We start from the raw sequence: 20,299 nt of genomic DNA on the forward strand, positions 1-20,299 counted from the left end.
GTTTGAAAAAGCAAAAGATGCAATAAATACTCCCCATTCACGCAAATAAAGCGTAGTTTTTGAGCGCGAGGATTTGATATATTGGCGGTATGAAAACGGATACAAGGGGTGAGAGCATGTTTTTAACGGAAGAAAAGCTGATCCGGCGGCAGGCCGAAGTCGGCAAATACAGATATGTCAGAGTGAGTGAGCTTACCGAGCTGGAGTTCGCGGAGGATGAGGACGGCAAAAATGGTGTTTATCCGGGAGAGGTCTCCTTTAAGGGGACAATCCGGCTGAATGATCAGTGGCGCGGGCGGGACCGGTATGTCTGGCTGCGTGCGGTGGCAGTACTGCCTGAGAAGAAGGAAGGCTTCAAGATCGCAGGCCTGTTTGATTTCGGTAAATCGGGGAGTTTTAATAACTCCGGTTTTGAATCGCTGCTGTTTGTAAACGGTTCACCGTATCAGGGGGTTGATAATAATCATCGTGAGGTCATTTTTGGCGATGAGCTTGGCGGTCAGGCTGTCGAGCTTGTCTTCCGGCTGTGGTCCGGCCTTGAGGGCGGAGGAGCACCGAGGGTACAGGAGCATAAGATCAGCGAGGCGATGATCGGATATCTGGATGAGCGGATCGATGATCTGTTCTATATGTCCCAGGCGGCACTGGATACCTTCCGCTATCTGGGCCGGGACCAGCCGGAGAAGCAGTGGCTAAAGCAGGCGCTGGATGCCGCATTCCGCGAGATTGACTGGTCTGAGCCGGGCTCTGAAGAGCACGTCAGCTCCATGTACCGGGCAGGCACCAGCCTGAACGGGGCGGTGGAGGCGATGCCGCAGACCTTTGATGTCACGCTTACGGCGCTGGGACATACCCATATTGATGTCGCCTGGCTCTGGCAGCTGAAGCATACCCGGGAAAAAGCGGCCCGTTCCTTCTCGACCGTCCTGCGGCTGATGCAGGAATATCCGGAATACCAGTTCATGCAGTCGCAGCCGCAGCTGTATGCCTATCTGGAGCAGGATTACCCCGAGCTGTTCGGACAGATCAAGGAGCGGATAAAGGAAGGGCGCTGGGAGCCGGAGGGTGCCATGTGGCTTGAATCGGACTGCAATATTCCATCCGGCGAGTCGCTGGTCCGCCAGATTCTCGTAGGTAAGCGTTATTTCCGCGAACAGTTCGGCATTGAGAGCAAGTATTTGTGGCTGCCTGATGTGTTCGGCTACAGCTGGGCGCTGCCGCAGATTTTGCGCAAATCGGGTATTGATACTTTTATGACGACCAAAATCAGCTGGAACCAGTTCAACCGGATGCCGCATGATACGTTCTGGTGGCGCGGGATGGACGGCTCTGAAATATTGACTCATTTTATTACTACCTCGGAAAAAGACGGCGATGCCTACACCTACAACGGCCGGATGACAGCAGGTCTGCTGCGCGGCATCTGGAATTCGTATCAGGATAAGGAGATTAACGACCACCTGATGTTTGCCTACGGCTGGGGTGACGGGGGCGGCGGGCCGACAAGGGACATGCTGGAGCTGCGGCGGCGGTTCGATAAGCTTCCGGGTATGCCCAAGATTAAGCCGGGCAGTGCAGGCGATTACTTCAAAGGGCTGCATGAGCGGATTGAAAAAACGGACGGATTCGTGCATACCTGGAACGGCGAGCTGTACTTCGAGTGCCACCGGGGAACCTACACCTCGCAGGCCAGCAATAAAAAATATAACCGCCGCCTTGAGCTCCTGCTGCGCGATGCGGAATGGCTGTATACGCTGACCGGCGTGAGCCGCGGCAATCTGGCAGAGTCTTATCCTGCTGAGGAACTGCGCGGTATCTGGGAGATTCTGCTGCGCAACCAGTTCCATGATATTATTCCGGGCTCCTCGATCAAAGAGGTCTATCAGGACAGTGATCAGGAATATGCCGAAGGAGAGGCCCGGTCACTTGCTCTGATCAACGGTGCGGGGGAAACGGCAGATGGAGAGGGAAAAGCTTCCGGAGAGCAGCAATTCCTTACTGCGCTTGGAAGCTCGAACTGGGATAGCCCGCGTTATCTGGAGCTGCCGGGCAATATTTCAGATACCAGTGTAATTCAGAATGCTGGCGGCGGGCAGCTGGAGCAGCAGCGCACTGCGGACGGCGGCTGGCTGGTATATATCCCTTCCGTGCCTGCTTTTGGTACGGCGGTTCTGGAGGTTGTACCTGAGCAGGCAGCAGGCGGCCGTTTGGAGGGGCAAACTCCACTTGCTGATGCTGCTGAAGGCCGGCTTACCACTCCGCTGATTGAAGCGGTCTGGAATAAGCAGGGGCAATTCACCTCGCTGCGTGACCGCCGCAACGGCCGGGAGATCCTGGCCCCGGACCGGCGCGGGAATGTGCTGCAGGTGTTCGAGGATAAGCCGCTGGATTTTGAAGCGTGGGATATCGATATTTTTTATCAGGAAAAAATGACCGAAATTTCGCAGCTTACAGCATGCGAACTCATCGAAAACGGCCCGTTGCGGGCGGTGCTGCGTATGGCCTGGACATATAACCGCACCACTATTACCCAGGATATTATTTTCTACCGGGATACCGCGCGGATTGATTTCCGCACAGAAATGGACTGGCACGGGCATAACCAGCTGCTGAAGGTGGCCTTCCCTGTGGATGTTCATACCACTGAAGCAACCTATGATATCCAGTTCGGCAATGTCAGACGCCCGACACACTGGAATACAAGCTGGGATTATGCCCGGTTTGAAACCGTGGGCCACCAGTGGGCGGATGTCAGCGAGCAGGGGTACGGTGTGGCGCTGCTTAACGACTGTAAATACGGCTATGACATCAAGGACAGTGTGCTGCGGCTGACGCTGCTCAAATCTGCGGTTCACCCGAATCCCGAGCAGGATCAGGGACATCATGCCTTTACGTATGCGCTGTATCCGCATGAGGGTGATTTTACCCTGGGCGGAGTGGTCCGGGAGGCGTGGGAGCTGAACAATCCGCTGCGTACTGTGCCGGGCCGGCTGCAGGTAGAACCGCTTTTCTCCATTGACGGGGGATATGTGCTGGTCGATGCGGTAAAACGTTCCGAGGACGTCGCTGATGTAGTGCTGCGTCTGCATGAGTATGCCGGTGCGCGCAGTAAGGTGCAGATTGAAAGCGGATACCGCATCGCTGCCTGGCAGGAATGCAATCTGATGGAGGAGCCGGCAGGGGAATGGCAGGCGGGAGAGCTGAATTTTCAGATCAGACCTTATGAGATCAGAACGTTCCGGATCAGGCTGGGCCTGGAGCAGACAGGAGAGGGGAAATAATGATGAATATGCAAGCAGTAAAGCTGGATAAAGCAGAGATTATTGCAAAGCTGAACCGTGTATCAGATAAGCTGCTGAATCTGGACCGGCCGGATAATGAAGCAGAGCTGCAAACCTTAGGTGAGGATGCGGGGCGGCGGGGCTACTTCGCCCGTGATTTCGGCATGGAGGAGTGGGACTGGCCGCAGGGCGTCGGGCTGTATGGCCTGCAGAAGCTGGACCGGCATTTTGCCGACGGGCGTTATCCGGCTTATGCCAAGCTGTGGATGGCCCGGCAGATGGAGAAGGGGCTGCCCAGCCGGAATATCAATACAACCGCCCCGCTGCTGTCGCTGATGGAGCTGGATGAGGCGGAGGAGCTAAGCCTGGAGTGGGTGGAGTGGCTGATGAACGGGCTGCCGCGCACTGTAGAGCAGGGTTACCAGCATGTCACAACCGGAGCCGACAAAAGCGAATTAACGCTTAATGAGAATGAAATCTGGATTGATACGCTGTTCATGGCCATTCTGTTCACGGCCAAGATGGGTGTAAAATACGATAAGCCGGAGTGGCGGCAGACATCGCTGCATCAGCTGCTGCTGCATATCAAATATCTGTATGACAAAAAGACAGGGCTGTTCTATCACGGCTGGCATTTCACCGGCCGCCATAATTTCAGCGAAGCCTTCTGGTGCCGCGGCAATGGCTGGTTCAGCCTGGGGCTGCCGGAATACCTGGAGCTGATGCGCCCGTATCTGGAGGACGGCGTGTTTACTTACCTCCAGCAGGTGCTGCAGGCACAGGCGGAAGCGCTGCTGGACTGCCAGAGCGCAGACGGGCTGTGGCATACGCTGCTGGACGACCCGGACAGCTACACCGAGACCTCCGGCTCGGCCGCCATTGCCGCCGGCATTCTGCATGGCGTGCGCAGAGGGCTGCTGCCTGAGGAATATGCACAGTCGGCGCTGAAAGCGATTCAAGCCGTGCTGGACCGGATCGACGATGAAGGAACCGTGCTTGGCGTCTCCGGTGGTACGCCGATCGGCAAAACCCGAGACGATTACAAGGGCATTATTATCGCCCCGATGGCCTATGGCCAGGCCATGACACTGGTCGCGCTGGGCGAAGCGCTGCATTATTGCTGAGACATGCGGGCGTGACATGGCAGGCCTCCGTTATCGTCTGCGGATCTTTGCGTGGCGGCAGCGGGCGGTAATGCAAGAGGATAAAAAGCAGACGTCAGCCGCCGGGGAGGCCCGGCGGCTACGGGTGTTTACTGTGCGGTCTTAAGAAAGTATGGCCAGTAATGACAAGCAATCCTTACGGTACTGAATCAGCTCGCCTTGACTGGATTTATAAGATGCATCGGCTGGTAACGGACCGAGGAGCCCTTATTTCGGCAAAAGGGACTCTATCCATAATCTAACGGACTCCAGAGGCGTTATTATCGGATTTTATTCCTGTTTGCGGCTGCCGGTAAAGGAATAAGGGCGCTGTGGTCCGTTAGCCAGGATTAGGATGCCTTTTTTGATGAATAACGGCGCTACGGTCCGTTAGCTGGGGGGGGAGAGTTCTTTTGGGGAAATAATAGCCTTACGTTAGCCGGGTGGAACGGATCTTTCGAGTGAAAACGGCGCTACGGTCCGTTATATAGCAGATGAAAAGGCGGATAAAGAACAAGATCAAAAAACACTTGTAGCCTGCTGCGGCTTGAAGTATACTGATCTCGGAAAGGTTAAGCGCTTACCTTGAGGGAGGATAAGCGAGCATGGTCAATCAAGTAACAGTAGGCATTATCGGCGCCGGCAGAATCGGACGCCTGCATGCCGATAATCTGCGTGTGATGCCGTCTTATAAATTGAAATCTATTTCAGAGGCTTATATGACCGAGGAACTGGTTGCCTGGGCGGACAGCCGGGGGCTTGGCGCTGCTTTTACGGATGGGGAAGCTATTCTAAATGATCCGGAGATCGACGCTGTGTTCATCTGCACACCGACAGACACGCATGCCTCGTGGATTGAGCGGGCGGCGCGGGCCGGAAAGCATATTTTCTGTGAGAAGCCGATCAGCATGTCCTCGGAAGAAACAAGCCGGGCGCTGCAGACTGCCAAGGAAGCCGGCGTGCTGCTCCAGGTGGGCTTTAACCGCCGGATGGACCCTAATTTCCGCAAGCTCAAGCAGCTGGTACAGGCGGGCGAGCTGGGCAGACCGTATATTGTGAAGATCACCTCGCGTGATCCGCAGCCGCCCGGCGAAGCCTATGTTCTCTCCTCCGGCGGAATGTTTATGGATATGACCATTCACGATTTTGATATGGCCCGTTATCTGATGGGTGAGGAAGTAGCTGAAGTGTATACCCGTGGCGCCAATCTGATTGATCCGATGTTCGGACGCTGCAGCGATGTGGATACAGCTGTCATTACGCTTACTTTCGCCAGCGGCGCGATCTGTGTGATCGATAACAGCCGGCAGGCTGTCTACGGCTATGACCAGCGGGTAGAGGTGTTCGGCTCCCAGGGAGCGGCAACGGCTGACAACTGCCGTCCGACCACTGTTGAGGTGTCTACAGCCTCATCGGTTACCCGCGACCAGCCGCTGCATTTTTTCCTGGAGCGTTACAACCAGGCATTCACCGATGAGGTTGCCGCATTCGCCCAGTCTATCATTCTGCGGGAGCCGGCTGTGTGCAGCGGCTATGACGGACAGCAGGCCCAGCTCATTGCTGAGGCGGCCCTGGAATCGCACCGGACCGGGCTTCCGGTGAAGCTGAAGGTTTGTGCCGGTGAGGAGCGCCCGGAGATAGAAGCCCTGTAAGCAGAGGCTTATCTTGAACACGGAGGGAGCTGTGAGGATGTCTGATTATTTGATCAAGGCTGGCGCACCCGGCAAGGACGGGCTTGTTACAGCAGTCAGCAAGGAGAGCGCCGGCTGGGAGTATGTGGGGTTTGAAGTGTATCAGCTGCAGACAGGTGATACACTGAGCCGCGATACCGGAGACAATGAGGTCTGCCTGGTGCTGCTCTCCGGAAAAGCGGATGTGAAGGCAGATGACCAGCTGTTTACGGGTATAGGAGAGCGCATGTCAGTCTTCGAGGATCTGTCGCCGTATGCGGTCTATGTTCCTGCGGGCGGACGCTATGAGGTGACGGCTCTGACAGAATTGGAGCTCGCTGTCTGTCTCGCCCCGGGCACGGGCAAGTATCCGGCCCGGTTGATTGCACCGTCCGATACGGGAGCCGAAGCCCGCGGTTACGGCAGCATGTCACGCCGTGTAGTCAATATTTTGCCGGAGAGCAGCGAGGCTGAGAGTCTGCTGGTAGTAGAGGTGCGTACGGACGGCGGCAACTGGTCCAGCTATCCGCCGCATAAGCACGACAAGAATAACCTGCCGGCAGAGTCTTACCTGGAGGAGACGTATTATCACCGGGTGAACCCGGCTCACGGTTTTGTGGTGCAGCGGGTATACAACGACGACCGCAGCCTCGATGAAACGATGGCCGTGCCCGACCGCAGCGTTGTGCTTGTTCCGGAAGGCTACCATCCGGTATCAGCACCGCCGGGCTATGATTCCTATTATCTCAATGTGATGGCAGGCCCGGTCCGGACCTGGGTATTCCATAACGATCCCGATCACGAATGGCTGTTCAAACCGGCCGGGCATACTCCCGCAGGCCAGGAGGAATAGGCCCGTAGGATAGAGGCAGTATTAAGGGGCTTCCGCAGGGCGGAGGCTCCTTTTTTGCATCTGATAATGCTGGCACGGCGCAGCGTATAGTGCGCAGCATTGCTGAGTGGCATTGAAGCAGACAGCGGACCGGGGCGCAGCGGCAGAGGGTGAAATGACAATACCGGCGAATAGACACTTTTGGAGGAGTTCCCTATAATCGAAGTATAAGACGGCAAGAACGTAAAGGCGGTTTTAAACAATGAAACCTACAATTTATGATGTGGCGCGGGAAGCCGGAGTCTCCATTGCTACGGTGTCCAAGGTGCTCAATAATAACGGCAGGATCAGCGACAAGACGCGGGAAAAGGTAAATCAGGTCATGGAGGAGCTTAATTACCAGCCGAGCCTGGTAGCCTCTGCGCTGACGAGCCGCCGGACGGGGACGATCGGGCTGATGATTCCCGATATTGCCAATCCTTTTTTTGCGGAAACGGCCCGGGGAATCGAGGACTACGCCCAGCAGCAGGGCAGTGACCTGATTGTCTGCAGTACCGACCGTGATGATGAAAAAGCGGCCCGATATACCTCGCTGCTGCTGCGAAAAAGAGTGGACGGCCTGATTATCGCCTCCCACACGGGGAAGCCGGATATGATCCGCCGCCTGCTGGCTGACAGGGTACCGCTGGTGCTTTTCTCAGCGGAGATCCGCAGCCTGGAGAGCAGCAGCGTTACTGTAGATGACTATAAAGGCGGATATCAGGCGACAGAGTATCTGCTGTCCCTGGGCCACCGGAAGCTTGGCATCATTTCCGACAATCTGCCGGGTAGCAAGCTGCGGGCGGAGGGCTTTCTGGATGCGCTAAGGGATGCCGGTGTCCCGTTTGACAATCCGGACAATATTACGCATACGTCAGCTACCCTGGATAACGGCCGCCGGGCGGCTGCGGCTATGCTTGGACAGGCTGAAGGGCAGCGGCCGACAGCTATATTTGCCTGCAACGATCTGCTGGCGATCGGTGTCCTGAAGGAGGCGCGCAGCGCAGGCCTGTCCATTCCCCGCAACTTATCCGTTATCGGCTTCGACAATACGATGCTGGCGGAGATCTGTCACCCTACGCTGACCAGCATCGCCCAGCCGCTGCGCGAGATGACCGAGCAGGCGATGATTCTGCTGAACGAATCCATAGATAATCCCGACAGCCCCAGACGCAAAATCATGCTGATGCCGGAGCTGGTCATCCGCCATTCAACCGGGCCGGCGCCCGGGTAAGGCAGGAGAAACGGCTTCTATAAGCCGGGTTTGTCCGCTCGGCTGCCGGGCCACTCTTGCAGAGCGCGGTGCCGGTGACCTGCTTCGGAGAACTGTACCAGATTGCTGCAGTCAGCTCCGTTTTTCGAGAGCAACTGCTTCAAGACCCATTGCTTCAAGACCCACTGCCCCAAGATCAAATGCCCAAAAACCAATGCTCCAAGTGCAAATGTTTCAGGACCCGGTTCTCCCCATGAAGGTGGCGGACGGGTCTTTTTTTATGCGAAAACATTGTTAATCCATGGCTCTTGCGTGAGTTAACAAGAAACTTGAGATCGCTTTCAAATTTAGGATTGCCAAACCCGATATTCTGGCCTATACTATTTATAAAATTAGGTTAAGCGCTTACCCTTTCCCTCCCTGACAGACCGGTATTTTAAGAACAACAACGTTCCTAATGAACCCTTAACATTCTGTTCCGCTCACCCTGCTCCTATTATATCCAAGCTACTATCATTCATTTCTTCTGAAGCTTTTTCAAGGAGGCGTCACTATGAACGATCTACAGTTCGATCCCGCCCGTCCGCTCGATTTAGTCGCCGTCGGCCGGCTCTGTATTGACCTCAATGCCAATGAAACCGGAAGACCTATGGAAGAGACCATGACATTCACCAAATATGTCGGCGGCTCTCCGGCCAATATCATCATCGGAACGGCGCGGCTGGGCATGCGCACCGGCTTCATCGGGAAGCTGGCGGATGACCAGATGGGCCGGTTTATCCGGAGCTATCTGCAAAAGGACGGCATTGACGACAGCCAGGTATGCGTTGATCATACTGGTGCTGTGACGGGTCTTGCTTTTACAGAAATAAAAAGTCCGCAGGAATGCAGCATTCTGATGTACCGCGATAACGTTGCTGACCTGCTGCTGAATACAGACGAAATTTCGGAGGATTACATCCGCCAGTCCAAAGCGCTGCTGATCTCCGGCACCGCACTGGCACAGAGCCCTTCCCGCGAAGCGGTGTTTCTGGCGCTCGAATTTGCCCGCAGGCATAATGTAACGGTCTTTTTTGACCTCGATTATCGCCCTTATACCTGGAAATCCGCCGCTGAAACGGCTGTCTACTATAATCTGGCCGCAGAGAAATGCGACTGCATCATCGGTACCCGCGAGGAATTCAACATGATGGAGAATCTGTACAATGTGACAGATGCAGATGACGAAGCGACGGCGGCCCGCTGGTTCTCGCAGCAGGCGAAGCTGGTTGTAATCAAGCACGGCGGAAGCGGCTCGATTGCCTATACGGCAGACGGGCTTAATCACCGGAGCGGGATTTTCCCGGCCAAGGTGCTGAAAACCTTCGGCGCAGGCGACTCCTACGCCTCGGCTTTCATCCACAGTCTGATGCAGGGCGACAGTGTCAGTGAAGCTATGCGGCGCGGCAGCGCATCGGCTTCGATTGTAATCTCGCGGCACAGCTGCTCGGATGCTATGCCGACCCTGGAAGAGCTGGAAGCCTTCCTGCAGACCAATGAAGAAGTGGTCTCCGGTGCTTAGTCAGCCTTAGAAGCAGATATGCAACGGTTTCTATACAGTGATTGATCAGCAGCATCAAACATCAACAGAGATGAAGGAGTGGACAAAGAATGGCACAGCAAAACGTAGAAGTGCTGAAAAACTATATTGGCGGAGAATGGGTCGAAGCAAAAAGCGAGCAGACGGAACCGGTGTTCAATCCGGCTTCCGGTGAAGAGCTGGCCAGAGTTCCGCTGTCCGGCAGAGAGGATGTGGACCGGGCGGTGGCTGCGGCTGAGGAGGCTTTTGCCGGCTGGTCGAAGACCCCGGTGCCGCGGCGGGCGCGGATTCTTTTTAAATATCAGCAGCTGCTGGTTGAAAATTGGGAGGAACTTGCAAAAACCATTACGCTGGAAAACGGAAAAAGCTATAAAGAAGCTTACGGCGAGGTACAGCGCGGCATCGAGTGTGTCGAATTCGCAGCCGGTGCGCCTACACTGATGATGGGCCGGCAGCTGCCGGATATTGCAACCGGAATTGAATCGGGAATGTACCGCTATCCGATCGGTGTCATCGGCGGGATCACACCGTTTAATTTTCCGATGATGGTTCCCTGCTGGATGTTCCCGCTCGCGATTGCCTGCGGTAATACCTTTGTGCTGAAGCCGTCCGAGCGTACCCCGCTGCTGGCGGCGCGTCTGGCGGAACTGCTGGAACAAGCGGGGCTGCCAAAAGGTGTGCTCAATGTGGTCAACGGAGCGCATGATGTGGTTAACGGCCTGCTGGAGCACCCTGGCGTTAAGGCGATTTCTTTTGTCGGATCACAGCCGGTAGCGGAATATGTCTATAAAAAAGGAACAGAGCATCTGAAACGGGTTCAGGCGCTGGCCGGGGCCAAAAACCACTCCATTGTACTGGCGGACGCCGATCTTGAGGCTTCTGCTACACAGATTATCAACGCTGCCTTCGGTTCTGCCGGAGAGCGCTGCATGGCCTGTTCCGTAGTCACTGTACAAGAAGATGTGGCTGATGAGCTGATCTCGATCCTGCTGCGCGAGTGCGGGAAGATGACGATCGGAAACGGGCTGGAGGAGGACACCTTCCTGGGACCGGTTATCCGCCAGGGGCATAAGGACAAAACGGTTGCTTACATCGAGCAGGGCGTAGCCGAAGGCGCGAAGCTGCTCAGAGACGGGCGGGAGGATGCAGCGGCTGCGGGTCAGGGCTATTTTGTCGGACCAACGGTGTTTGACGGAGTCACCAAAGAGATGAGGATCTGGCAGGAAGAAATCTTTGCGCCGGTCCTATCCATTGTGCGGGTCAAAGGTGTGGAGGATGCGGTGGAGCTTGCCAATGCGTCGCGTTTTGCGAACGGGGCTTGTATCTTTACCAATGATGGCGGGAAGGTCCGCTACTTCCGTGAAAATATCGAGTCCGGCATGCTGGGAGTCAATGTAGGCGTACCGGCTCCGATGGCCTTCTTCCCGTTCTCCGGCTGGAAGGATTCCTTCTACGGCGATCTCCATGCGAACGGCACCGACGGAGTTGAATTCTATACGCGCAAAAAAGTTGTCACTGCCCGCTGGCAGTAACGATAGAGGGAGGGTGGAACTTAAGTGGAACGGATCAGATTAACAACGGCGCAGGCGCTGGTGAAGTTTCTGAATGAGCAGTATGTCGATTTCGGCGACGGGCCGGAGCGCTTCGTAGAAGGTGTATTTACTGTTTTCGGCCACGGCAACGTGCTTGGTCTGGGACAGGCGCTGCAGGAGGACCCGGGTGAATTGAAGGTGTATCAGGGCCGTAATGAGCAGGGGATGGTGCATGCGGCGACAGCTTTTGCCAAACAGAGCCGGCGGCGGCGGATTATGGCCTGTACGGCCTCCGTCGGCCCGGGCTCGGCTAATATGCTGACAGCTGCCGCGACAGCGACGGCGAATCAGATTCCCGTACTGCTGCTGCCCGGCGATACCTTTGCTACCCGTCAGCCCGATCCGGTGCTGCAGCAGATGGAGCACACGTACAACCTGTCGATTACGGTTAACGATGCTTTCAAGGCTGTAAGCAAATACTGGGACCGGATCTATCGGCCGGAGCAGCTGATGTCGGCATTGCTGAACGCGATGCGGGTGCTGACTGACCAGGCAGACACAGGAGCGGTGACAATCGCGCTGCCGCAGGATGTGCAGGGTGAGGCCTGGGATTATCCGGCTGACTTCTTCCGCAGACGGGTTCATAAGATTGCCCGCCGGCTGCCGCATCCGGATGAAATTGCTGCGGCGGCCGAGCTGATCGCCAGCAAGCAGCGGCCGCTGCTGGTCTGCGGCGGCGGGGTCCGCTACAGTGATGCCGGAGCTGCGCTGCGCGATTTCGCGGAGAAGTTCGCCATTCCGTTCGGGGAAACGCAAGCGGGCAAAAGCGCTGTCGCCAGCGACTTCGTCTACAACCTGGGCGGCCTGGGCGTTACCGGTAACGGCTGCGCCAATACGCTGGCTGCGGAGGCAGATCTGGTTATCGGCGCCGGCACCCGGTTCACCGATTTCACTACAGGCTCGAAGAGCCTGTTCGCCCATCCCGGCGTGGAATTTGTGACGCTTAACGCGTCGCCATACCATGCAGCCAAGCTGGATGCGCTGGCAGTGGTCTGCGATGCTGCCGAAGGCCTGAAAGCGCTATCTGCTGCGCTGGAGGAACGCGGCTATCGTTCCGCTTACACGGATGAGATCACGGAGGCAAAGCAGGCATGGGCGGCAGAAAGAGCGCGGCTGGCCGGTGTTGAATACCGGCCGGGTGGTGCGGCTGCAGCTGTGCAGGGAGATGAACCGGAACCGTTTGTGCCTGAGATTGCCGGTCATCTTGACGACAAGCTGCCTGAGTATGCCGGGGTGCTGAATACCTCGCTTACACAGACGCAGGTGCTTGCCGTCATTAATGAGCTCATTCCGCAGGACGCGATTGCTATCGGAGCGGCAGGCAGTCTGCCGGGAGATATGCAGCGGATGTGGGAATCCGCTGTGCCGGATACCTACCATATGGAATACGGCTTCTCCTGTATGGGCTATGAAATTGCCGGTGCACTCGGCATCAAGCTGGCTGAGCCGGAGCGCGAGGTATACGCCCTGGTTGGAGACGGCAGCTACCAGATGATGCATTCGGAGCTTGTGACCAGCCTGCAGGAGAACAAGAAGATCAACGTCATCCTGCTGGATAATGCAGGCTTCGGCTGCATCAACAATCTGCAGATGGAGCAGGGCCTGAACAGCATGGCGACGGAATTCCGCCGCCGGGGAGCGGACGGCCAGCTGAGCGGTGAGCTGATGCTGATTGACTATGCAGCGAGCGCTGCCGGTTACGGGGTGGAGACCTTCCGGGCGGCGACAGCCGAACAGCTGCGCAGCGCGCTGGAGGCGGCAAGGAAGAGCGAGAAATCCACGCTGATCGACATCAAGGTGCTGCCGAAGACGATGACCCACGGATACGGTGCGTGGTGGCATGTCGGTGTAGCGGAAGTATCCGGTAAAGAGAGCGTGCAGGCGGCCTACGGCCAGAGATTGAGCGGGCTGGAGAAGGCGCGCAGCTACTGACGCTGCCGGAACTGCAACGGGCTGAAGCGCCGGCCGGAGCCGGCCATACCTGTCATAATGGAAGGGGAAGAACATTGATGTTCAAAGAAGAGGCGGTCCGGCTGGCGATTGCGCCCATTGCCTGGACCAATGATGATATGCCTGAGCTGGGCGGGGGCAATACCTTTGAGCAGTGCATCAGCGAGATGGCACTCGCCGGTTTTCAGGGCAGCGAGGTGGGCAACAAGTATCCGCGTTCGCCGGAGGTGCTGCACCGGGCGCTCGGGCTGCGCGGCCTGCAGATTGCCAGCGCCTGGTTCAGCGCGCATCTGACGGTGCAGCCGTACGAAGAGACGGCTGAAGCTTTTGTGGCGCACCGCGATTTTCTGCATGCCATGGGAGCCAAGGTCATTGTCGTCTCCGAGCAGGGCAGGAGCATCCAGGGGCAGATGGAAACGCCGCTGTTCGATGCCAAGCCGGTCTTTACAGAGGACGAGTGGGCGCTGCTAGCCGAAGGCCTGGGCAAGCTGGGCCGTCTGGCCGCCGAAAAAGGCATGGCGATCGTCTATCATCACCATATGGGCACCGGTGTGCAGACGGCTGCGGAAATCGACCGGCTGATGGAGCTCACGGATCCGGCTGAAGTGTCTCTGCTGTTCGATACCGGACATCTGGCCTTCTCGGGAGAAAATCCGCTTGCGGTGCTGCGCGCCCATCTCCCGCGGATCAAGCATGTTCATTTAAAGGACATCCGCCCCGATGTGGTCCAGCGTGTAATTGCCGGGAAGCTCAGCTTCCTGCAGGCGGTAAAAGCGGGTGCGTTCACTGTTCCCGGGGATGGCTGCATCGAATTCGCCGATATTTTTGCTGAACTGGCTGATTCATCCTATACCGGCTGGTTCGTAGTTGAGGCGGAGCAGGACCCGGCGCTGGCCGACCCGCTGGAGTATGCGATCAAGGCGCGAAAGTATATCCGGGAAACCAGCGGGCTCTAAGTCAGCGATTGCTGCCGGAAGGCCGGCGGGAGGGAGCACAATTTGTCTGCTTATTCCAATAGCTATTGAGAATAGCTGCGGATAGGCAGATTGTGCCCCAGAGCGCGCACGAACGGGAAAAATCCCCTTAATGGCGCCCAACCCTGGGCTGTAAAGCCTCATTAATGGGAAAAATCCCCTTAGCGGCGCCTAACCTGGGGCTACAGCACTGAATCAGCGAGAAATCACCCGTCAGGGTGATTTTCTGCTGTGCGGGAAGTGATCGGAAACAGTTGAAGTCCCGCTTTTCTGTGCTTTCCCATACATACTTTCTAATCCATACGAGGCTGTCTGCAATCTATCCAAATCTATCCAGATAGATCCTAACTATCCGTCCCGCACTGATTCCGTCACCCTAACCGGCTCTCCTCCACAGCGGAATCTTGCGGGTGCACCAGGTTTCTTCCTATAGTGTCTGTCATACAGAGCGGGGAAGAAAACATATCCAGTAAATGCCGATTTTACCCGTTGGCCGGGCCCCGGGAGCATGTGCTATAATGGCAGAAATCCGAACATAGGCTCGTCTGTGATTCATAAGCCTTTATATTGATTAACCTTATTAAGGTTTCATCTTTTTCCTGCAGAAACGGGCTCTGTCCCTGAAAGGACACAGCCCTAATTATAAGCAGCTGCCTTCTGGGCAGCATATGCACCTGAACGGCCGGACTGTGGCCTGGTATCCTATCGGTTGTGGAGGAGGTTGTCTATTGTTTCGTACCTGGTATCGCCGATTGCTGCTTTCTTATTTTCCTATTTTCCTGCTCACCGTAACGATTCTGATCTTTGCCTCTTTTGTATTTATTAATGATATCTCCCGGATGGAAACGAAAAAGGCAGACCGGATCTCAGCCAGCTACCTCATGGATAATATCGATAAGACGATCCGTGAAGTGGAACTGTCCGTGCTGGAGTCAGTGGAGCGCAGTGATGTCTACAAGCAGTATTTTAATAACGCCGGCAAGCCGGATACCGGATCTGTCTATGCGGTTGCCCAGAGTCTGCGCGGCCTCATTCAGGAGTCCTCCTACATTCAGTCTGTCTATCTGTATGACAAGATTAATGAAAGCGTTTTAACAGAAACTGGATTAAAGGATCTCTCCGGCTTTGTAGACGAGGACTGGATCAGAGAGGTCACCTCCGGCCCGCTGCCGGAAGGCTGGCAGCCTGTCCGCACCTACAAAACGGAACTGGTACAGCGTACTCCGATACGTGTGCTTACTATTAATAAAGCGATGCCGCTGCCTTTCGGCTCTGAGGGAGTACTGGTTATTAATGTAAAAATGAGCGGGATTGAGCAGCTTGTTGACAGCATGGTCAATCAGCAGCTTTCTTTTGTGACGATTCTGGACGGCGACGGCAAGGCTGTCTACCAGGCACATTCAGACCATGAGGGGGCGGCAAGCGGCAAGCAGCTGAATACGCTCCATCTGAAACGGCTCGGCTGGACCTTTGCAAGCGGAATTAAGGCGGGGAATCTGTTCGGCTGGGTGTCGGTCATTTCGTATCTGTGGGTGGCAATTGCCATCGGAACAGTGATTTGTGCAATCTTTTACCTGGTCTATGTGACCCGGCGCAACTATAAACCGATTCAGGTGATTATGAACCGCATTGAAGGCCATCAGATCCGGCAGATGGATCAGTCGAAAGACAGGCCCGACGAAATGATGCTCATTGACGGGGTGCTGGAGGATCTGATCAACCATATGACCGACTATGACCGCAAAAGCCGGGAAAACCTGCTGCTGCAGCGCAGCAAGCTGTTCACAGATCTCTTGCACAGTGAGCGGCTGGATGATGTCATCGGGCGGATGGAGGAGCTGTCCCCGCTTACGGGTGCTGACGCCTCCTCCCGTTTTACAGTGGTGCTCAGTGAAATCAACCGCTACGAGCGGGTTTTTGAGGAGCGTTATACCCGGGGGGATCAGAATACACTCAAGTTCGCCCTGATGAATGTGTTTCAGGAGCTTGCGCGTAACGCCGAGCTGCAGGCCTGGGCAGAGTGGGTCGGAACACGGCGGGTAGCGGTATTGTTTCTGGCGACCGGCAGCGATGAGGAAATGACCGAGCGGATCCGCGTTTTTGCGGAGGATTGCCGCTCATGGGTGGAGCAGAACCTGCGGATCTCGCTCAGCTTCGGCATCGGCCCGGCGGCAGCCGGTCCGGGTACCATCCGGGAATCCTATGCCGCGGCCGAGCATGTCATGCAGCATAAGCTGCTAAGGAATGAGGATGTCGCCCTGGCTGAATACGGGGAGGCACGCCAGCCGCTGCTGGAGACTTATACTTACCTGCAGATGATTGCAGAGTTCGTCAAGCAGTTCCGGATGTCGAGCGGCCAATGGCGGGAGCAGCTGGAGCGGATTTTTGAGGCATTTGAGCAAAATTTCCTCCAGGATGATGATATCCGTTCCCTAATTCAGGCGATGCTGCAGATGCTTAGCCGTGAGGTAGCCGTGATGTCAGAGGAGCTGCAGGATGAGCTGTCGGCGGAGACAGCTTCTATCCGGCTAAAAGGGCTTGAAGAAGCCGAGTCGCTGGATGAGATGAAAAATCTTTTACTGGAGTATCTAACCGATCTGTTCCGTACGTATGTTTCGGCCAGTGAAACCAAGAGCTACCGGGCGATGGTCACCGAGATGAAAAATTATATTGAGGAGAATTTTACTAATCCTGATCTCTCATTGAAGCATCTGAGCGACCGGTTTCAGGTGTCTGGCAAATATGCCAGCTATCTGTTCAAAACCGAATTTAAAATGAAGTTCGTGGACTTCGTAACAGAGCTGCGGATGAAAGAGGCTGAACAGCTGCTGGCAGAAACTGATTTTCCGCTGCAGGATATCGCGCTTCAGGTTGGCTATGCCAATGCGATTACATTTGGGAGAGTATTCAAACGGGTTGCCGGCATTACACCGGGAGATTACCGCCAGCTTAAACGCCGGGAATCGGGCAAAGCCTAACAGGTGAACCTGTACCGGACCGGAATGAAGTAACAGGCACTGCCTGCAGGCGGAGCAGCTGAATACATCCATCTGCAATCAGCCGTATCATCTGTCTGAATGCCTCTGAAATGGGCGTCCAGACAGGGATACGGTCTTTATTTTGCCCTTTTGAAAGCGGTTTATCATACGAAAATGGTTGGTCCGATAAACCGGAAGTCCGAATTTCAGGTGTTTTTGCGATCCGAAACAGGTTTATTGTCAGACCTCAGGAAAGTGTGGAATACTGTGGTCATCCCGGAACGTTAAGCGGCCAGGCAGTAAGGCGGCATAAGCGTAAAAAGCATTCTTTTCCGAAGAAAGGCAAGACGGGAGTTAAGATGTGAGGTTGGGGGATTCATAAAGTTTCATTAAGTCACCATTATAGCCTGCAGAGGCGAAGGAGATGGCACAATGACAGTGAATGCAAACCAGAAAGTTCTGAAGAAGGCACTCGGGATCGGATTGAGCGCAGTAATGGGGATGTCCCTGCTGGCCGGCTGTTCCTCTGATTCAAACGCAAACACATCGTCAAACGGAGGCACAGCCACCGACGGGGGCAGCAAAGAACGTGTTACGCTTAAAGTGGAGATTTTTGACCGCGGCAACAGTCCTGAGCCTTATACGATTACAAACAACTACTTATCTAATCTGATACAGGAACGGTTCGGCGACCCGAACAACATTGATGTTCAATTTGTTCCGGTGCAGCGCTCTGAGGAAGTCACCAAGCTGAATGTACTGATGGCGAGCAACACGGATGTGCCAGATATTGTGTTCACTTATGATTCCAGTGTGTTCTACCGTTACGCCCAGCAGGGCGGCCTGACTGATGTCGGCGAGCTGCTGGATCAGTATGGAACGACTCTGAAAACATTCCTCGGTGAAGATACACTGGCGTTCGGACAGCTGGAGGGCCAGCAGATGGCAATTCCGGGCAAGCGGGCGATTACAGGACGTTACGCATCCTACATCCGCCAGGACTGGCTGGATAAGCTGGGATTGCCGGTACCAACGACAACCGATGAGCTTTACACTACTTTGAAAGCGTTTAAAGAGAAGGACCCGGGCGGTAAAGGAAGCCAAAATATCCCGATGGGTATGGCGCTCGCTCCGGCCCAGTTCGAAACACTGATCTATTCCTTCATCAAACCGATCAAGGGCGACCTGACTTACAGCCAGCGCTACGAGCTGCCGCTGCATGAGGGCTTCAAGGATGCGATGCAGTTCCTGAACAAGCTCTACAATGAAGGGCTGATCAGTAAAGACTTCAGCTTGGATGAAGATAAAACACAGCTGGCCAAGGATGTCCAGAACGGCAATGTCGGCTACTGGTCTGAAGATGTGGACAATATCTTCTACAATGAAGGTACTCTGGATAACTTGTACAAAAATGTAGAGGGCAGCAAATTGACTGCCGTAGACGTTCTGACGAATGCAAATGAGGGCAACAAGCACATTAAATCACGTTATGCCTCAAACGGCATGTACATCATGATTCCGAAGAGTAGCAAACGTGCTGTGGAAGCTATTAAATATCTGGACTGGATGGCTTCGGACAACAATCTGATCGATATCTACAGCGGGGTTGAAGGCGAAAACTATGATCTGGTTGACGGGATCCCTGTAGTTAAGGCAGATGTCTCCCAAGAATTTGCTGACCGTCTGTTCAACGCCGGCGACACGGCGATCATCTCTAACGGCAAGAACATCGGCGACCAGGCAACGAATGAAAAAGCATGGATCAGCGGTTTCCCTGAACGCAACCAGGAAATGCTGAAGCAATCCATCGATATCGCCAATACCGATACCGTTGGTCCGATCGTCTTCGGTAAACCGATTGAAGCGGAGTCCAAGTACGGTACTACCCTCAATGACAAGCTGGCCGTAATTATCGTTAAAACAGCAATGGCCACACCGGAGCAATTCGATGCGGTGTACGAGCAGGAAATGAAGGACTTCATGTCCCTTGGCGGAACACAGCTGAAAGAGGAACTGGAAGCGGCACTGAAGGATCTGTAGGCACCACAAATAAATATAAAAAGAGAACCGGAGGGAGCTGGTACGCCGCTCCGTCCGGTTTTTCTTCCCAAGGAGGGAACCGACTTGAGTAAAGCGAGCTACTTGAAGCGGTATTGGCAATTGTACGCGCTGCTTTCACTGCCACTTATCTACTTTATTATCTTCCGTTACGGGCCGATGTATGGTGTACAGATTGCCTTCAAGGATTTCAATTTGTTCCAGGGAATCGGCGGCAGTGAGTGGATCGGGTTCGACGCATTCCGTGAAGTTTTTAATATGAGTGAGTTTTACACCGCACTGCGCAATACATTTATGCTTAATTTCCTGGATTTGCTGGTCTCTTTCCCTGCCCCAATCATTCTGGCAATCATGCTGTATGAGATTAAGGGTGCATGGTTCAAAAAAATCTCACAGACGATACTCTATATCCCTCACTTTATCTCCTGGGTCATTATAGGAGGGATTGTCTACCAATTGTTCGGCAACCAGTCCGGTATGATTAACGAGGTGCTGCAAGGCCTAGGATTTAGCCCGATTCCCTTCCTGACTGAAAAGGGTCCGTGGCTGATCACCTACCTCTTCACAGGGGTCTGGCAAAGCGCCGGCTGGGGAACCATTCTCTATCTGGCAGCGCTCACCGGTGTAAACAGAGAGCTGTTTGAAGCGGCGGAGGTCGACGGAGCAACACGAATGAAAAAGATCTGGTATATTACGCTTCCAAGTATCAAGCCGACGATTGTAACCCTGCTTATCCTCAACCTGGGCAAAATGGTCAGCATCGGCTTTGACCGCCCGTACGTTATCGGGAATACGGCAGTGCGTGAATACTCCGATGTGCTGAGTACCTTTGTCTACCGGATCGGTCTGGAGTCCGGGCAATACACCCTGGCTACCGTAGTCGGGTTGTTCCAGGCTGTGGTCGGACTGGTATTCATTCTAGGCTCCAACTATATTTCGAAAAAAATGACCGGCGACGGCATCATCTGATAAAGAGGAAGGAGGCGGAGTA

The 20,299-nt window shown here is 55.0% G+C and carries 12 protein-coding genes; all 12 read left to right on the plus strand.

Features of this window, described 5'->3' with window-relative positions:
• The first annotated feature begins 116 nt into the window (after positions 1-116).
• Positions 117-3,281: an alpha-mannosidase gene (locus tag AC4G46_RS01105; RefSeq protein ID WP_491126306.1), complete on the plus strand. Its 3,165-nt coding sequence runs from the start codon at positions 117-119 to the stop codon at positions 3,279-3,281.
• Entirely contained in the window at positions 3,281-4,405 is a 1,125-nt protein-coding gene (locus tag AC4G46_RS01110) for a glycoside hydrolase family 88/105 protein (protein ID WP_491126307.1), read from the plus strand. The genes AC4G46_RS01105 and AC4G46_RS01110 overlap by 1 nt, the downstream gene beginning before the upstream one ends.
• A 623-nt stretch (positions 4,406-5,028) precedes the next feature.
• Positions 5,029-6,075, plus strand: a complete 1,047-nt coding sequence (iolG, locus tag AC4G46_RS01115; RefSeq protein WP_491126308.1) for an inositol 2-dehydrogenase — start codon at positions 5,029-5,031, stop codon at positions 6,073-6,075.
• A 37-nt stretch (positions 6,076-6,112) separates the two neighbouring features.
• Complete coding sequence (gene iolB / locus AC4G46_RS01120; RefSeq protein WP_491126309.1) at positions 6,113-6,946, plus strand: 5-deoxy-glucuronate isomerase; 834 nt, start codon at positions 6,113-6,115, stop codon at positions 6,944-6,946.
• 241 nt (positions 6,947-7,187) lie between these two features.
• Positions 7,188-8,198 carry a LacI family DNA-binding transcriptional regulator gene (locus tag AC4G46_RS01125; RefSeq protein WP_491126310.1) on the plus strand — a complete coding sequence of 337 codons (1,011 nt, stop codon included), beginning with the start codon at positions 7,188-7,190 and terminating at the stop codon, positions 8,196-8,198.
• A 532-nt stretch (positions 8,199-8,730) separates the two neighbouring features.
• Positions 8,731-9,738: a 5-dehydro-2-deoxygluconokinase gene (gene iolC, locus AC4G46_RS01130; RefSeq protein WP_491126311.1), complete on the plus strand. Its 1,008-nt coding sequence runs from the start codon at positions 8,731-8,733 to the stop codon at positions 9,736-9,738.
• Positions 9,739-9,827: 89 nt separating this feature from the next.
• On the plus strand, positions 9,828-11,288 hold the full coding sequence (locus AC4G46_RS01135; RefSeq protein ID WP_491126312.1) for a CoA-acylating methylmalonate-semialdehyde dehydrogenase: 1,461 nt from the start codon (positions 9,828-9,830) through the stop codon (positions 11,286-11,288).
• A gap of 24 nt (positions 11,289-11,312) precedes the next feature.
• A complete protein-coding gene (gene iolD, locus AC4G46_RS01140) occupies positions 11,313-13,280 on the plus strand; it encodes a 3D-(3,5/4)-trihydroxycyclohexane-1,2-dione acylhydrolase (decyclizing) (RefSeq protein ID WP_491126313.1) in 1,968 nt (655 codons plus the stop codon).
• 77 nt (positions 13,281-13,357) lie between these two features.
• Positions 13,358-14,254 (plus strand): myo-inosose-2 dehydratase, encoded by an 897-nt coding sequence (iolE, locus tag AC4G46_RS01145; RefSeq protein ID WP_491126314.1) that lies wholly within the window; start codon positions 13,358-13,360, stop codon positions 14,252-14,254.
• 746 nt (positions 14,255-15,000) lie between these two features.
• Positions 15,001-17,250, plus strand: coding sequence for a helix-turn-helix domain-containing protein (locus AC4G46_RS01150; RefSeq protein ID WP_491126315.1), 2,250 nt, complete (start codon positions 15,001-15,003; stop codon positions 17,248-17,250).
• 432 nt (positions 17,251-17,682) lie between these two features.
• Positions 17,683-19,290, plus strand: a complete 1,608-nt coding sequence (locus tag AC4G46_RS01155) for an extracellular solute-binding protein (RefSeq protein ID WP_491126316.1) — start codon at positions 17,683-17,685, stop codon at positions 19,288-19,290.
• An 84-nt stretch (positions 19,291-19,374) separates the two neighbouring features.
• Positions 19,375-20,277 carry an ABC transporter permease gene (locus AC4G46_RS01160; RefSeq protein WP_491126317.1) on the plus strand — a complete coding sequence of 301 codons (903 nt, stop codon included), beginning with the start codon at positions 19,375-19,377 and terminating at the stop codon, positions 20,275-20,277.
• The last annotated feature ends 22 nt before the right edge of the window (positions 20,278-20,299 follow it).

The sequence above is a fragment of the Paenibacillus sp. fava2 genome (assembly GCF_058313675.1).

Excerpts from the sequence above, each read along its gene's own strand:
- iolE (WP_491126314.1), top strand. The coding sequence starts at position 13,358 with ATGTTCAAAGAAGAGGCGGTCCGGCTGGCGATTGCGCCCATTGCCTGG.
- iolB (WP_491126309.1), top strand. The coding sequence starts at position 6,113 with ATGTCTGATTATTTGATCAAGGCTGGCGCACCCGGCAAGGACGGGCTT.
- iolC (WP_491126311.1), top strand. The coding sequence starts at position 8,731 with ATGAACGATCTACAGTTCGATCCCGCCCGTCCGCTCGATTTAGTCGCC.
- iolG (WP_491126308.1), top strand. The coding sequence starts at position 5,029 with ATGGTCAATCAAGTAACAGTAGGCATTATCGGCGCCGGCAGAATCGGA.
- AC4G46_RS01110 (WP_491126307.1), top strand. The coding sequence starts at position 3,281 with ATGATGAATATGCAAGCAGTAAAGCTGGATAAAGCAGAGATTATTGCA.
- AC4G46_RS01125 (WP_491126310.1), top strand. The coding sequence starts at position 7,188 with ATGAAACCTACAATTTATGATGTGGCGCGGGAAGCCGGAGTCTCCATT.
- AC4G46_RS01155 (WP_491126316.1), top strand. The coding sequence starts at position 17,683 with ATGACAGTGAATGCAAACCAGAAAGTTCTGAAGAAGGCACTCGGGATC.
- AC4G46_RS01105 (WP_491126306.1), top strand. The coding sequence starts at position 117 with ATGTTTTTAACGGAAGAAAAGCTGATCCGGCGGCAGGCCGAAGTCGGC.
- AC4G46_RS01135 (WP_491126312.1), top strand. The coding sequence starts at position 9,828 with ATGGCACAGCAAAACGTAGAAGTGCTGAAAAACTATATTGGCGGAGAA.